This is a genomic window from Balneatrix alpica DSM 16621, from assembly GCF_000619885.1.
Classification (GTDB): Bacteria; Pseudomonadota; Gammaproteobacteria; order Pseudomonadales; family Balneatricaceae; genus Balneatrix; species Balneatrix alpica.
In genome coordinates, this window is record NZ_JHUZ01000014.1 from 157,398 (window position 1) to 171,622 (window position 14,225).

Sequence of the window (14,225 nt, forward strand, 5' to 3'; positions counted from 1 at the left end):
GCATGTTGATGGCAATTCTGTGCCGGCTTTATGCCGACTTTCCAAGAGGAAAGACACGTCGTTGGCATGGCTGGGGTAGCGCCAGGCGGCATGAGTGTAGCCGAAGTTGACTAACAGTAAAAATACAGGCCGCTAAGTGGCGCGGCCTGCTAAAGGGGGGAGTGTTGCGGGTGGTTACTGATCTTTGAAGGCAAAGCCCTGCTGTTGCAGATTTTCCGCTACGGTGGGGAAGTAGATGCGTTGGTAATAGTTGGCGGTACTTTGCGCATAGGAGGGCATCTCCCGCAGGCCGATGCTGTCCCAGAACTGACGCAGCTGCTGATCGTATTGTTCGACGCCTTGGCGTACAGCTTGCTGATTGTAGTGTTCATTCATGGCAAAACTGGCCAGGGGAACCCGGGGTTTTACCACGCCAGGTTGGCTGGGGTCCGGTACCCCTAAGGTCAGACCTGCAAGGGGGAAGGTTTTACTCGGTAGTTGCAGCAAGTCAATCATCGCCGCCGGATTAGCGCGAATACCTCCAATCGCGGTGCTGCCATACCCCAGTGCGTTGGCAGCAGTCTGGATCGCATTGAGCATAATGCCAACATCGACCGCTCCTGCCATTAGACCCTCAGCGGACTGTTCGATTACCTGTGTCGCGCCGGCCAACTCGGTAGCGATGGCGGTACGGTTAAAGTCCATCACCAGGGTGATAAAGACATCCGCTCCTGCCACCTGGGGCTGGCCACCGGCCAGCTCGGCAATCCGCGCGATGCGAGCCTTGTCACGGGTCACAATCAGGGAAACCTGTTGGCCGTTAATGGAAGTGGGGGCTTGTTGCGCCGCCTGCAGGATAAGCTGTAAGTCCGCCTCGGCAACTGCTGCGCCACTAAATTGACGGACTGAACGGCGTTGTAGCAGTTGGGTAATTACAGGATGGGTCATGACATTAATCCAGACTGGCTAGTTGGGCATCGTTATAGGGCGTGAGGGGGCGACCATCGCGAACTTTTTCCACATAGTCCGGATTGGCAATAAAGGGACGGCCAATAGCAATCAGATCAAATTCCTTCGCGGCAATCGCCTGATTGGCCCTTTCGGCGCTGTAGCTGCCAACCCCCACCAAGGTGCCCTGGTAGTGTCGGCGCAGATAGCGGCTGGCCTGCCCATCGAGATAGGCAAAGGTCATGCTGTCATCAAAGATGCCCAGGTGCAGGTAGGCCAACTCACGCTGATTTAACTGCTGCAGCAGGTAGTCAAAGACCTGACGATCCCGCTCATCCCCCTGGATATCATTGACATAGGCGCCAGGGGAGAGGCGCAGGGCAGTACGGGCGGCGCCAATGCGGTGGCTGATGGCATCGACCACCTGTAACAGCAAGCGGCTCATGTTTTCCGGACTGCCACCAAACTCATCCTCACGGCGGTTCGTGTGATGGTGGAGGAACTGATCGAGCAGATAGCCATTAGCGGCATGGATTTCGATACCGTCAAACCCTGCCTCCCGGGCGTTTTCGGCGGCCTGGGCATAGTCCTCAACCAGTTGGGCAATCTCCTCACGACTGAGGGCGCGGGGGACTTCATACTGCAGGTGACGCATGCGCGGCACGCTGCCACTGGCGGCAATAGCAGAGGGTGCAACCACGGCTTGACCGGTGAAGTGAGAGTGGGCAACGCGGCCGGTATGCCACAGTTGCAGGAAAATTTTGCCCCCTTTGCCATGCACCGCCTGGGTGACTTTTTGCCAGCCTTGGATTTGTTCAGCGGTGAAGATACCGGGGGTGTTAGGGTAGCCCTGACCATCCTGTCGAATGATGGTGGCCTCTGAAATGATCAGACCTGCCGCCGCACGCCGCGCATAGTAAGCCGCCATCGCATCGGTGGGAACCAAGCCAGGGCCCGCCATGCAGCGTGTTAAAGGCGCCATCAGAATGCGGTTATTCAGGGTGAGTTCAGCATTGAGCGGATAGGGTTCGAAAAGGTTGGGAAAGCTCATGTTGAATGCCTGTTCAAATTGAATGTGCGCTCAAGATAGTCTTTCTTGATTGATCATTCAAGATATTTTTGAATGCCTGTTCAAAATGCTGGAGCCCCTTCTGCGACTTGGTTTAGAATGGCCAACACAGAGGAGGGCCCATGCGAACCCCGGAATTTGATCGAGAGCAGGTGCTGCGCCAGGCGATGGAAGCCTTTCGTGTTAAGGGCTATGCCGCCACCACCATGCAGGATTTGGTGCAGGCGACGGGCTTGCACCCTGGCAGCATCTACTGCGCGTTTCAGAATAAACGCGGGCTGCTGGAGGCGGCGGTGGACTATTACATCCAACTGCGTGGCGAGGCACTGGAACAGTTGCTGAGTCAAACCAGTCCCTTGGCGGGGATAGCAGCCTTTTTGCAGGATGTCATTGCTGAGAGCCAGAGCTGTAACTCAGCGAGTTGCTTACTCAATAAAACCCTGTCGGAACTGGCTAGCCAGGACGAAGCCATGCGCGAGCGGCTATGTCATTTTTTAAAGGCTTATGAGCAACGTCTATGTCAGGCGGTACAGGCAGCACAGGCGGCAGGTGAAATTGATCGCACCGCAGCGGCGGAGGATTTGACCCGCTTTTTGGTCGTCGGCGTGCATGGCTTGCGCACCTATGCTTATACCCATCCGAGTCGTGCCGCGCTGGAAGATGTCGTGCAGAGGTTGCTGCGGGGGCTGCAGGGCTAGCGGATTGGCGTTCCCCCGGGGCAAGCTGAGTCCAGCTAAAGAAGAGCTGGTTTAAGTCTGGTGTTATTGCTCATGGTCGCTGCGATTTCGTGAAGGGAGGGGGACTACCTCCCTCTGTAGGCCCGCTCAGGTTGAGTGGTGCCACCCTCCTGCTGAGGCATAGGCCACTGCATTGTGGCCATGCAGGCTCTCTTGGTGCTCTACCTGTAAGCGCCAGTCTAATAAGTCCGTGCCCTGGGCGAGTTGTTGCCCCAGGCGGCGGGCGGCATCTTCACAAAACATCAAATTAGCGGCATTGCGTTCGGCAAAGGCTTGTTCGTCTTGGCGTTTTACCGCTGTTTGCACAGGCGTGCCCAATGCCTGCTCCAGCTTGTCGAGCCAAAAGCGCAGCGGCCATGCTGTCGTCTGGGGAGAAAGCTGGAGTGTGATCTTGGCCAGACTGCGTTGGCTGTGTGGGGTGGCGACCAAACCCTGAGGGCTCTGTAACCACTGGCTTACCGCAGCCAGAGTAAGAGGTTGCTGTTTGAAGTGCTGCTCAAAGGCTTCGGCCTGGGCGCTCTGTGACAACGCGGCACTGCAGGGGCAGGTGGAGGAGTAGGTCAGCCAGAACTCCATTTGCAATGTCATGCCCTGCTCATTGAAGCCCGTGGTAAGCCACAGGGGGTAGCTTTGCCAGCCTTCCAGATTGGAGCGCAGCGAGGGACGTGGGAGGAGTAGTTCGGTGTGCAGGCGTATTTCCAGTTGCTTGGCCAAACCGGCGTGACTGCTTAATAAACGGTCCAGCTGTGGGCGCAGTTGCTCAGGCTGCCATTCCATACCGCTCATCTGCTGTAAGCCCAAATAGAGGCGGGACATATGAATACCCTTTTGCCGGGGATGGCAAAGATCGACACCAATATCGATAGCGGCGCGCTGTTCTTGGCCTAATAACTTGATAGGTAAAGGTATTTTCTCCATGCCAACCCAGTCTAGGCGGGGTTGGTAAGCGAGTTGGCTGGCGGCAATATCGGGTAAGGCGGTGGATGAAGTGCTGTTCATGGACTTGGCTCGACTAAAGTTGATGTTATATTATCACATAACAAAGTTGGCGCCTGACTGTCCAGCCATGCACTGACAAAACTAAAAGAACGTGGAAGCTTTGCTATGAAATCACCGTTATTGCCGGTCACCGTGTTGTCGGGTTTTCTGGGTGCGGGGAAGAGTACCCTGCTCAATCAGGTGTTGCGCAATCGCGCAGGACTGAAGGTGGCGGTGATCGTCAACGATATGGCGGAGCTGAACATCGATGCACGCCTGTTGCAGGAGGGGGTAAACCTGCAACAACAGCAAGAAAAGCTGGTGGAGATGAGTAATGGCTGCATCTGCTGCACCCTGCGCGAAGACTTACTGGAAGAGGTGAGTCGTTTAGCCAAAGAAGGGCGTTACGACTATCTGCTGATCGAGTCCACTGGTATAGGTGAGCCGATGCCCGTGGCGGAAACCTTCACCTTCCGTGATGAAGAGGGGCGCAGCCTGTCTGATGTGGCACGTCTTGATACCCTGGTAACGGTGGTGGATGGGCTGAACTTTCTCAACGATCTGCAGCAGGCCAAGCCTTTGGCAGAGCGGGATCCAGCGGCGGATCTGGAGGATGAGCGTACCCTGGCGGATTTGCTGATTGAGCAGGTGGAGTTTGCCGATGTGTTGTTGGTGTCAAAGGTCGATCTGATTAGCCAGGCAGAGTATCAGGAGTTGGAGGCACAACTAAGGGCCCTTAACCCTGAAGCTTTGATTCAACCGATGCGCCAGGGACAGATAGAGTTAGAGACGATTCTCAACACCGGGCGCTTTAGCTTTGAGCGTGCCTCCCAGGCGGCGGGTTGGTTGCAGACACTGCGCGGTGAGGAGCAGGCGGAAAGCCAGGAGTTTGGCGTTAGCTCATTGGTCTATCGTGCTCGTCGTCCTTTTCACCCGCAGCGACTACATACGTTGATCGAACAGCCCTGGGGCCAAGGTCGTTTGCTGCGCTCCAAGGGATACTTCTGGCTAGCGACTCGGGTACAGGAAGTGGGGCAGTGGGCCCAGGCTGGAGGTATGTTGCGTTATGGTTATGCCGGACGCTGGTGGCGCTTTACCCCAGAGGATTACTGGCCGGTAGAAGAGCAGGAACTGGGGCAAATTTGGGCACGCTGGCATCCCGAAGTGGGGGATTGCCAGCAGGAGTTGGTCTTTATCGGTCAACACTGTGATTGGGCTGCCTGGCAACAGCAACTGGATGCCTGTTTGCTTACCGATGAGGAATACCGGGGAGGGATGGAGGCCTGGCAGCAACTGGCGGATCCCTTCCCCAGTTGGTATGAGTATGCCGAGGAGGAGGTAGCCTGATGAGGGTGGCGGATGCATGGGCACTGTCGCCGTTACCTGCCCTGAGTCAGTCGCTGAGTCCCGAGTTGTCGGTCTGTACCGATATCCTCAAGGATGAGGTCAACCTGGTGCTGTGGCAGCGTAGGTTAACCCCAGAGGTGGCAGACTTTGCCGCTCGCTTGGCGGAGGACGGTGATGGCCATTGGCTGCTCACCCTGGCGGTGCGCGAAGAGGACGAGCAGGTTGAACTGGCGGATTGGCTGTCCCATGCGAGTCACTGGCCTGGTTATCAGGCCTTTATTGATGATGTCGCTGAGCTGTGCAGCCTGTATGCCTGCTTGTTGGGAGCCAAGACCCTGGGCTTGCGCCTGCGCAGTCTGGATCACGCCCAGTGCCCGCGTTGGCATGTCGATCAGGTCAGTGTGCGTTTGGTGTGCGCTTACCATGGCCCAGGGCCACAATGGGTGCCCGCCCGTCAGGCACGTACCCTGTCAGCTCCGAACCAGCAGCCTGTTGAGGTGAGGCAGGCGGGCTGTGGTGAGGTGGCTTGGCTGAAAGGGGAGCGTTGGCTGACTCAGGCTGGAGCGGATTACCAAGGTCAGGGCATTGTGCATCGCTCGCCACCGCTTGCACAGGGGCAGCGACGTTTATTACTCACCCTGGATTGGTTGGAGTAAGAACCGTTGAAGAGGGATGAGAGGCTACTCTCATCCATGACTATGTCGGGGGCGGATTAGCCCGTTGCGAGCAAGAGATGGCTGGCCAAGAGGCCAAAGACGCCGGCCTGTAAATAGTTGACCAGTCCTGAACCCTGTTGTTGCCGCTTACGCCACCACTGGCCACCGTAGCCTGCCAGCCAGGCATAGACCCCATCCAGACTTAAACCAATCAAGACGAAAATAACCCCCAGTTGCAAGATGGCCTGTAACGGATGACTGCTGGCGCCAATAAATTGCGGTAAAAACAGCGAGCAAAACAGCAGGGCTTTAGGGTTAAGTAGGTTGGTGTAAAAGCCCCGTTTGAAGTAGCTGGCAAAGTGACTTTTGGCGACAACCTGCAGGCCATCAGTGGCTTTGGTCAAGCGTTGCTGACGAATAGCCTGCCAGGCCATCCACAGTAAATAACTGGCACCGATCAGGCGCACAGCATCCAGCGCCAGAGGGTGGCTATTAATCAGGGTGGCCATGCCAAAGGCGGCGAAGAGGACATGTAAACTGCGGGAGCAGGCGGTGCCGAGTGCGGTGTAGAGGGCTGGACGTATCCCTTGGCTGAGGCCGGTACTGACCAGTAGCAGCATATCCGGCCCAGGTGCCAGATAAATGGCCAAGCAGGCAAAGATAAAGGGGATCAGGACTAATTCAGCACCGAACATAGATAAGACTCAAGAGGAGTGGCGGCGTCTATTGTAGGAAAGGGAGGCGAGAGGGAGATTGCCATTTGTGCCGTTGTGGGCAATATTTTGAGCAGAGTCTTTCTTAAAATAACGATAAAGGAGTGGAGTCTTGAAAAAGTACGTGCATGAGGCGCTGGATAAAACCGATGTGCAGATTTTGCGTCTATTGCAGCAGGATGGCCGTTTAAGTAATGCCAAGCTGGCGGAGAAAGTAAACCTCAGTGAAACTCCCTGTTGGCGTCGCCTCAAACGTTTGGAGGAAGAGGGTTATATCAGCGGTTATCGGGCCCAGTTGGACAGGCGCAAACTCAATTACCGGGTGCTGGCCTTTGTGCAGGTCAAAATCAGTAGTCACCATACTGCAGTGACAGAGGAGTTTGAGCGGGCGGTGGCGGCACAGGCGCAGGTATTGTCCTGTCATAACGTATCAGGGGAGGCGGATTATATGCTGCAAGTGGTGGCGGAGGATCTGGAGGCTTTTGGTCTTTATAGCGCTGAGGTGCTCAGACGCTTGCCTGGGGTGGCCAGTGTGCATTCGACCCTGTCGTTACGCAGTATTAAAGAGGGCGATAGCCTGCCGCTGTAATTCGCTAACGGCAGGCCATCGTGGGGGGGTGAGGCCCCCCAGGGCAGGTTAGGGCTTGGCGGGAATGGCCGCCAACAGGTTTACCAGAGTTTGCCAAAAGTCCTGAACCGACTCGATGTGGACGCGTTCATCCGGTGAGTGGGCACCGCGGATAATGGGGCCAAAGGAGACCATATCCAGCTCAGGATAAATGGCGCCAATAATGCCGCACTCGAGACCGGCATGGATGACCTTCACATCGGCTTCTTTACCAAATTGCTGGGCATGCACCTGTTGGAACAGGGTCAGCAACTGGGACTGTGGATTCGGGGTCCAGCCGGGATAGGGGGTTTCCATCGCCACTTCACAGCCACCTAACTGGAATAGGCTGCGGATGCGATGGGCCAGCGCCAGGGTGGCGCTATCCCGCAGTGAGCGCACCATCAGACAGGCACTAAACTCACCCTGTTGCAGCCGTACTACTCCCAGGTTATTGGAGGTTTCCACCACCCCGGCAAAGTGTGGGCTCATCCGCTCAACCCCATGGGGAGCGGCATCCAACAGCTGTAGCATTTGCAGGCTGGCGGTGTCATTGAGTGCTTGGCTGGGGCTGCTCTGCAGTTCGAGTTGCAGCTGTAGTTTGGGCTCGACATCGCCCAACTCGGCCAGGTACAGCTGTTGGTAGTGCGCTACCAGGCTTTGCAGTTCATCCAGCGCATCCTGGGGCAGCACCAGCTCCGCAAAGGCTTCACGGGGTAGGGCATTGCGCAGGGTGCCGCCGCTGAAACTATGCAGACGCAGGGGGGCTTGTTCCAATGCGGCCAGTAACAAGCGCACCAGTAGGCGGTTGGCATTGCCACGTCCCTTATGAATATCCAGACCGGAGTGGCCGCCACGCAGGCCTTTCAGGCTGAGGCGTACCCCTTGCCAATCTGCCGGTACACTTGCCTGGGCAAAGCTACGCTGGCAGTTTACATCGACCCCACCGGCACAGCCGACATAGACTTCACCCCGGTCTTCTGAGTCGAGGTTGAGCAGCAGGCTGCCTTGCAGCCAGTTGGGACGCAATTCCAGAGCGCCACGCATGCTGCTTTCTTCTTCAATGGTAAAGAGGGCTTCTAGCGGGCCATGGGCAATATCATCGCTCTCCAGCACTGCCAGCGCAGCGGCGACCCCCATGCCATTATCAGCCCCCAGGGTGGTGCCTTGGGCATGCACCCAGCCATCTTCGATACGGGTACGAATGGGATCGGTGACAAAGTTATGCGGGGTGTCGGCATTAGCCTGGGCCACCATATCCAGGTGACCTTGCAGGATGACGCCTGGACGATCTTCCATACCGGGGGTAGCGGCCTTGCGAATGAGCAGGTTACCGGCCTCATCCACTTCGCTACTGAGGCCACGTGCCTGGGCCCATTCGATCAGCAAGGAGCGCAGCGCTTGTTCATGGCCGGAGGGACGGGGGGTATCACAGAGGGTTTGAAAATGCCGCCAGAGGGCAGCCGGTTGCAGTTGCAGCAATGACATGGTCGGACTCTTTTGTTATGGAGGACTCCATCCTGGAGCCTGATTGAGACTTGGCTGAGCTTACTGCTTTAACGGGGGCAAGCCAAGGCCAGCCAGTCCTGCAGTTGCTCGACTGGGCGCGGTTTGCCAAGGTAAAAGCCCTGCACACAGTGGCAGCCTAGTTGCTCTAATAGTCGTTGCTGCTCGGGGGTTTCAATGCCTTCAGCAATGACTTTAATGCCACAGGAGTCTGCTAGGCCGAGGATGGCCTTGACGATCTTGAGGGAGCGTTCGTTATTCGGCAACCCGGCGATAAAAGAGCGATCAATTTTGACCGCCTGAATGGGGAAGTCGAGCAGGTAACTCAGTGAGGAGTAACCGGTTCCCAGATCATCCAGATAGATCTGATAACCCGTGGCGACGCAGGCCGCTAGGACGTTGCGGGTATGCTCGGATTTGTGCAGCAGAGTATCTTCGGTGATCTCCAGGCGTAGCCGTCCCTCCGGCAGTTGGTATTTTTGATTGATCTCCAACAACTGCTGAACCAGATCGTCCTGCATTAAACACTGGGGGCTGAGGTTGACGCTTAAATAGCCGTTAAACTGCGGATCACTTTGTTGCCATCGGCGCAATTGGCGGGCGGCTTGGTGCAGAGTGAACAGGGTTAGCTGATTGATCAGCCCCAGTTCGTTGCACAGAGGCAGGAAATCACCAGGCATAATCAGCCCGAGCTCCGGATGTGGCCAACGAATCAGGCATTCAAAGCCATGCAGCTGGCGTGGTTCCAGTTGCCAGATGGGTTGGTAATACAGGCACAGTTGTTCCTGTTGTAGGGCATGGCGCAGGTCATGGCTGATTTTGAGACGTTGTTTGCTGGCCTCATGCATGGTGGGGGTAAAAAAGCTGATTTGATTATGGCCACGGCGCTTAGCGCAATACATGGCGGTATCGGCATCGCGTAGCAAAGGCTCTAACATCTGGTAATCGCGCATCAAGGCAATACCCAAGCTAAAGCTGGGCTGCAGTTCATGCTGGTCTATCTGATAGGGGCGGCACAAATCATCCAGAATACGTTGGCTAAGTTGCTGAATATCTTCCTGGTGATCCACCGCTTTTATGATGATGGCAAATTCATCTCCCCCCAAGCGCGCGGCCACATCCTGCTGGCGGACACTTTGCCGTAAACGGCGGGCAATCTTGACCAACAGGCGATCGCCGGTAACGTGCCCCAGGCTGTCGTTCACGGCTTTAAATTCATCTAGATCGAGAAACAGTAAGGCATACAGGTGTTCTTGATCTTGCTGCTGTTGGCTAAGGGCCTGCTCCAGGTCACGCATAAACTGGCTTTGGTTTGGCAGTCCTGTCAGCGTATCGACCACCGCTTGTTGGCGTAACTCGGCATTTTCAGTGAAGTTGTGGCTGATATCCGTTTGGTGGCCGACAATTTTAACCAAGTTGCCCTGGTTATCGCGGGTAGCTCGTCCCCGGCACTGCATCCAGGTATCACGGAGGCCAACGATACGCTTGAGTTTGTAAGTTAAGCGTAGGCTGGTGCTATCCCCTTGCAGGTGTTGGCTGAGTTGATACTCGAAGTGTTCCCGTTCAGTGGGTTCAATGACTGCCAACCAGTCTTCCAAGCAGTGGATGCCTGGCACTTCGGCAAGGCCGGTTTGTTTATACCAGTTAGCGGAGAAGTGCAGGCGATTCTGCTGTACATCCCATACCCAAAGGCTATCGCCTGAACCTTCCAGGGCTTGCTCTAGTAATATTTTTTGCTGGCGGTTTTCTTGCCATTGCTGGTATAGCTCTGTTACCGGGGCCAGTTGCCAAAACAATAAGTCATCCCAACCCTCTGCCACAGGAATAAACCATTGCTCCGGTGTGCCCAGGTTAAGGGCCTCCATGCTTTGTAGCTCCAGGTGCAGGCCCGGCAGGGTGCCTAAACGCCGAGCGCCGGCATTGGCCCAGAGCACCTGGTGTTGACGGTCGACTACCAGGGTTGGCAGCTCACCGACCTTGGAGGGCAGCAGAATATCCAGGCCAGGGCCTGGCTCGCAGTGCAAAGCATAGAGCAGCAGGCGTAGCAGGATGGCATCGGAGAGTTGATCCGGATGGGGAATCCACACCAGCGGGGCGGGCAGTCCCTGTACTTCCCCTCCCCAGGCGATCCAGGCATCGGCCGGCAGATTATCGGGATCAAGATGGAGACCCGGCTGGTCGACTAGCAGGCGATCCTGGGGCCCTAGCTGCTGCTGTTGCGTTAAAGCAATGCCGTAACGAGCCAGTAAAGTATCGGGTAACAAGCGGGCAAAAGCCGCCGGGTACTGGGTATGGCAGACCAGACGGGTCATCACTTACACCTTGGTGCGCTGTGGCAGTTCAACAATTTCCAGCCAGTATTCACCTACGCCCTTGAGCACGTCGACAAGGCCTTTAAAGGTGACGGGTTTGACAATAAAGCCACTGACTCCCTTGAGGTAGCTCTGGGCAATGTCCTCTTCCGACTTGGACGTAGTCAGGACGATTACCGGCAGAGTGCGGAGTTGGGGGTGGTGTTTGAGCTCTTGTAGCACCTCACGGCCATCCTTACGGGGCATATTGAGGTCGAGCAGGATAATCCCGGGCGGGCTGGCGGGCTCGCTGTATTTGCCTTGGCCCAGTAGGTAATCCAGTAACTCTTGGCCATCCTGAACAAAGTCGATGTGATTGGCGATACGGCATTCTTCAAAGGCCTCGCGAATCAGTAAACGATCATCTGGGTCGTCTTCCGCCACCAGAATATTAAGGGCGGTTTTGGTTTGCTTGAGTGCGGCGGCTGATAAGTGCATAACACTGCTCCCTGAATTGAGGAACCATGATGTAACCCCATGCCAGATCACGAATGCCCAGCATTATCTGTGGCGTCCTTGTCATTCGTGGATACTGACTCCATTTCGCTACGGCTGGCTGGCAACAGCAGGCTGAAACAACTACCGCCCCCCAGTTGGCTATCGACTAAAATTTTGCCGCCGTGACGCAGCATGATCTTCTGACAGATAGCCAAGCCAATGCCCGTACCTGGATAGTGCGTACTGGGATTGAGCCTTTCAAGGGGGGTAAAGATACGTGCGTGATAATGGGGATCAATGCCGATGCCATTATCCGCCACGCTGATGCCGATCCAGTGCTTTTCCTCATGCTGGTGGTGGACAGGTTTGATCTGAATCTGGGGGTGTTGGCCCTGGGGGACAAACTTCAAGGCGTTAGTGAGCAGGTTATGGACGACCTGCCGTAATAGACGAATATCCCCTTCTAAAATGGGCAGGGTTTCAATCTGCACCTGGGCCTGACTTTCTTGAATGCGTAATTCCAGATCCTGTAGTACTTCCTCCACCAGGGCTTGGGACGAGAAGGGCTCAATGTTGAGGACGTGACGGTGTACCCGCGACAGTGCCAGCAGGTCTTCGATTAGTAAGCGCATCCGGGTGGCGGCGCTTTTCATGCGGATTAAGTAATCACGCCCCCGCTCGGACAGGTTGTCGGCCTCTAGTTCCAGCAAGCGATCACTAAAGGTCTGTACTTTGCGCAGCGGCTCCTGCAGGTCGTGGGAGGCGATGTAGGCAAAGTCTTGTAGTTCCTTATTACTGGCTTCGAGCTGCTGGGCGTAGCGTTGTAGAGAGAATAGGTGGGCTTCTCGCTCGCTAATGTCCAGTGCAATCAATACCCACTGCAACTGATCTTGAATGCGTGACACAAAGGCTCGGATTTCTACCGGATACAAGCTGCCATCTGGGCGGCGGAAGTGCGTAGTGATCAGCGTATCGAGTTGGGGAGTATGTTTGAGGTTATTCAGTTGGCTGCGTACTCGGTTGACCTCATCCTCCGGTAGCAGGTCGGTCAACTGGGTGTAGAGGTGCTCGGAGCTTTGCTGCAGTTTATTCAGGGCTCCCAGATTCATGCGCTCAATTTCAAAACGTTCATTGAGCACAATAATTTCGTTGGAGGCGGCCTGCATCAGGCGCCCTAGCTGCTCATTCAGGCGTTCGGCTTCGTGCAGTTCGCTCATATCCTGAATCGCTGCAACAAAAATACGTTGGCCACTGACCTGGGTCTCGGTAACGGCTAGTAAGACAGGAATGGGGTGGCCTGCTTTATGGCGTGCATTGAGGGAGCGGGTTTTGCCGATGATATTGGACTCACCGTTTTGCAAGTACTGTTTGATGTAGTGCTGGTGATGGGGGGCAACTTGTTCAGGTACCAGAATATTGATGTTTTGGCCGAGCATTTCCTCTTGTTGATAGCCAAAGAGTCGAGCGGCAGCCGGATTGACGCTGACCAAAATGCCATCCTCACTGACAGTGAGTAGGCCATTGACACTGGTATCGACAATGGCCTGGTGCAGACTTTGTTGATGAGTCAGCTCCCGCTCCCGCGCTGCTAATTGTGCTCCCATATCGTGTAGTGCTTGCTGAATCTGGGCGATCTCATTGTGGTGTTTAGTAGGCGCAGGGATTTGAAACTGGCCTTGCCCTAACTGGTGGACCAAATCCAACAGGGTATTAAGGGGGCGTAGTTGCCGCTGTAATAACCAAGCCATGATGATGGCAGTGAGTACGCATACCCCCAGAAGCATTAACCAAACCGGCGAGGCAATACGGGTTTGGGCCTGCACGAGTTCATCTTCAGGAACCAGCTGCAGCAACCACAGCGGTTCTGCCATGGGGATACGATGGCTGAGCCCTAAAGGTGAGCTGTGTAGTAACCAAGACTGGCCCAGGTAATCATTTAACAGGCGTTGCTGTGGGTGATCCAATGGCAATTGGGCCAGGTCAGGAAAAAGGGAACTGAGTAGGTAGGTATCCCCCCGGGTAAAGCTGAACTCATGCTGGGGAGCCAGGGGATGGAGCAGCGGTTGCAGGTGTTTATTAACCACATGTAAGTGTGGGTTCTGTTGTTGCAGGCGCTGTAGCAGCGCCTGAATATTCACATCAACAATCAACAGCCCGCTATGTTGTTCATCTTCGCCAATGCGAGTGAGCAGGCGCAGGGTAGGGTGCTGACTCAAGGCAGCAGGAGCATCATTGTCGAGCCGATCAATGGGCGCCATATAGGTTTGCCCTGGTTGCATCCGGATGGCATGGCGGACATAGGGCAGGCTGGCTTGTGGCGTAGTGGGTAGTGCCTCTGGGACACGGCTAGTCCAGGCCAAGACTTCACCCACTTGAGTGGGGGCAAGGCTGAGCAAGCGTATTTGCAGGTAATCGGCTTCTGTCTCAAGGCGTGCTTTTAACAGGGCGGCGACGAGCGGTTGGGTGGGCATGCCCTGTAACAGACGTTGGATCGCCGGTAGCTGGCTGAGAAAGCGGCTGTCTTCATACAGCGTTAACAGTTTTTGCTCGAGTAGCAGAGTCTGTTGCTGCAAGCGATGGTTTAACTCGGACTGGCCGCTCAGGCGTAGGTACTGCTGGTGGTTGAAATACAGCAGGGTGGCCGCGGTAAACATGCCAAATACCAGTGCGCCTAGGCTGAGAACTAGCATTCTACGAGTGAGAGAGTGCCAGAACCGTTGCCAGAGAGGGGAATGGGCTGCTTCCGGTGCTGCGCGCATTCAAGTCTCCATATACATCAGTTGGGGTTATGTATCCTTTGGGGCCCTAACGACTTTTTAGCGCATTAATCGGCGTATCGCGAGATGGGTTGCCGAATTAAGCGATGGCTCCGCATTGCTGCTCTATGCAGTCACAT

Annotated in this window: 12 protein-coding genes; 4 read left to right on the forward strand and 8 right to left on the reverse strand. The window is 55.6% G+C overall.

Going from position 1 to position 14,225, the window contains the following annotated elements; translation table 11 throughout:
• Window positions 1-174: 174 nt before the first annotated feature.
• Together Q334_RS0107260 and Q334_RS0107265 are read right to left on the reverse strand one after the other, a co-directional pair.
• Complete coding sequence (locus Q334_RS0107260; RefSeq protein WP_027312620.1) at window positions 175-927, reverse strand: nitroreductase family protein; 753 nt, start codon at window positions 925-927, stop codon at window positions 175-177.
• 4 nt (window positions 928-931) lie between these two features.
• A complete protein-coding gene (locus Q334_RS0107265; RefSeq protein WP_027312621.1) occupies window positions 932-1,978 on the reverse strand; it encodes an alkene reductase in 1,047 nt (348 codons plus the stop codon).
• Between the two features lie 140 nt (window positions 1,979-2,118).
• On the opposite strand from Q334_RS0107265, the gene Q334_RS0107270 reads away from it, so the two are divergent.
• Complete coding sequence (locus Q334_RS0107270; protein ID WP_027312622.1) at window positions 2,119-2,694, forward strand: TetR/AcrR family transcriptional regulator; 576 nt, start codon at window positions 2,119-2,121, stop codon at window positions 2,692-2,694.
• Between the two features lie 126 nt (window positions 2,695-2,820).
• Here Q334_RS0107270 and folE2 read toward each other — a convergent pair whose 3' ends face one another.
• Window positions 2,821-3,732 (reverse strand): GTP cyclohydrolase FolE2, encoded by a 912-nt coding sequence (gene folE2, locus Q334_RS0107275; protein ID WP_027312623.1) that lies wholly within the window; start codon window positions 3,730-3,732, stop codon window positions 2,821-2,823.
• A 105-nt stretch (window positions 3,733-3,837) separates the two neighbouring features.
• Between folE2 and zigA the strand changes: the two genes are divergently transcribed.
• Window positions 3,838-5,058, forward strand: a complete 1,221-nt coding sequence (gene zigA, locus Q334_RS0107280; protein ID WP_027312624.1) for a zinc metallochaperone GTPase ZigA — start codon at window positions 3,838-3,840, stop codon at window positions 5,056-5,058.
• Entirely contained in the window at window positions 5,058-5,714 is a 657-nt protein-coding gene (locus Q334_RS0107285; protein ID WP_051527599.1) for a DUF1826 domain-containing protein, read from the forward strand. Before zigA ends, Q334_RS0107285 begins: the two co-directional genes overlap by 1 nt.
• 56 nt (window positions 5,715-5,770) lie before the next feature.
• Here the strand turns inward: Q334_RS0107285 and Q334_RS0107290 are convergent, their stop codons facing one another.
• Window positions 5,771-6,409, reverse strand: coding sequence for a LysE family translocator (locus Q334_RS0107290; protein ID WP_035461046.1), 639 nt, complete (start codon window positions 6,407-6,409; stop codon window positions 5,771-5,773).
• Between the two features lie 130 nt (window positions 6,410-6,539).
• On the opposite strand from Q334_RS0107290, the gene Q334_RS0107295 reads away from it, so the two are divergent.
• A complete protein-coding gene (locus Q334_RS0107295) occupies window positions 6,540-7,016 on the forward strand; it encodes an Lrp/AsnC family transcriptional regulator (protein WP_027312627.1) in 477 nt (158 codons plus the stop codon).
• 48 nt (window positions 7,017-7,064) lie between these two features.
• On the opposite strand, the gene Q334_RS0107300 is transcribed toward Q334_RS0107295, so the two are convergent.
• The 4 genes from Q334_RS0107300 to Q334_RS19920 all read right to left on the reverse strand — a co-directional run bounded on the left by Q334_RS0107300 (window position 7,065) and on the right by Q334_RS19920 (window position 14,088).
• On the reverse strand, window positions 7,065-8,522 hold the full coding sequence (locus Q334_RS0107300; RefSeq protein ID WP_027312628.1) for an aminoacyl-histidine dipeptidase: 1,458 nt from the start codon (window positions 8,520-8,522) through the stop codon (window positions 7,065-7,067).
• Window positions 8,523-8,590: 68 nt separating this feature from the next.
• Window positions 8,591-10,852 carry a putative bifunctional diguanylate cyclase/phosphodiesterase gene (locus Q334_RS18375; protein WP_051527600.1) on the reverse strand — a complete coding sequence of 754 codons (2,262 nt, stop codon included), beginning with the start codon at window positions 10,850-10,852 and terminating at the stop codon, window positions 8,591-8,593.
• Between the two features lie 3 nt (window positions 10,853-10,855).
• Complete coding sequence (locus Q334_RS0107310; RefSeq protein WP_035461048.1) at window positions 10,856-11,329, reverse strand: response regulator; 474 nt, start codon at window positions 11,327-11,329, stop codon at window positions 10,856-10,858.
• A gap of 47 nt (window positions 11,330-11,376) precedes the next feature.
• Window positions 11,377-14,088: a PAS domain S-box protein gene (locus Q334_RS19920; protein WP_051527601.1), complete on the reverse strand. Its 2,712-nt coding sequence runs from the start codon at window positions 14,086-14,088 to the stop codon at window positions 11,377-11,379.
• Window positions 14,089-14,225: the final 137 nt, after the last annotated feature.

Bases quoted from the DNA above. Each gene is read 5' to 3' on its own strand.
- Q334_RS0107260 (WP_027312620.1), bottom strand. From the start codon at position 927: ATGACCCATCCTGTAATTACCCAACTGCTACAACGCCGTTCAGTCCGT.
- Q334_RS0107265 (WP_027312621.1), bottom strand. From the start codon at position 1,978: ATGAGCTTTCCCAACCTTTTCGAACCCTATCCGCTCAATGCTGAACTC.
- Q334_RS0107270 (WP_027312622.1), top strand. From the start codon at position 2,119: ATGCGAACCCCGGAATTTGATCGAGAGCAGGTGCTGCGCCAGGCGATG.
- folE2 (WP_027312623.1), bottom strand. From the start codon at position 3,732: ATGAACAGCACTTCATCCACCGCCTTACCCGATATTGCCGCCAGCCAA.
- zigA (WP_027312624.1), top strand. From the start codon at position 3,838: ATGAAATCACCGTTATTGCCGGTCACCGTGTTGTCGGGTTTTCTGGGT.
- Q334_RS0107285 (WP_051527599.1), top strand. From the start codon at position 5,058: ATGAGGGTGGCGGATGCATGGGCACTGTCGCCGTTACCTGCCCTGAGT.
- Q334_RS0107290 (WP_035461046.1), bottom strand. From the start codon at position 6,409: ATGTTCGGTGCTGAATTAGTCCTGATCCCCTTTATCTTTGCCTGCTTG.
- Q334_RS0107300 (WP_027312628.1), bottom strand. From the start codon at position 8,522: ATGTCATTGCTGCAACTGCAACCGGCTGCCCTCTGGCGGCATTTTCAA.
- Q334_RS18375 (WP_051527600.1), bottom strand. From the start codon at position 10,852: ATGACCCGTCTGGTCTGCCATACCCAGTACCCGGCGGCTTTTGCCCGC.
- Q334_RS0107310 (WP_035461048.1), bottom strand. From the start codon at position 11,329: ATGCACTTATCAGCCGCCGCACTCAAGCAAACCAAAACCGCCCTTAAT.
- Q334_RS19920 (WP_051527601.1), bottom strand. From the start codon at position 14,088: ATGCGCGCAGCACCGGAAGCAGCCCATTCCCCTCTCTGGCAACGGTTC.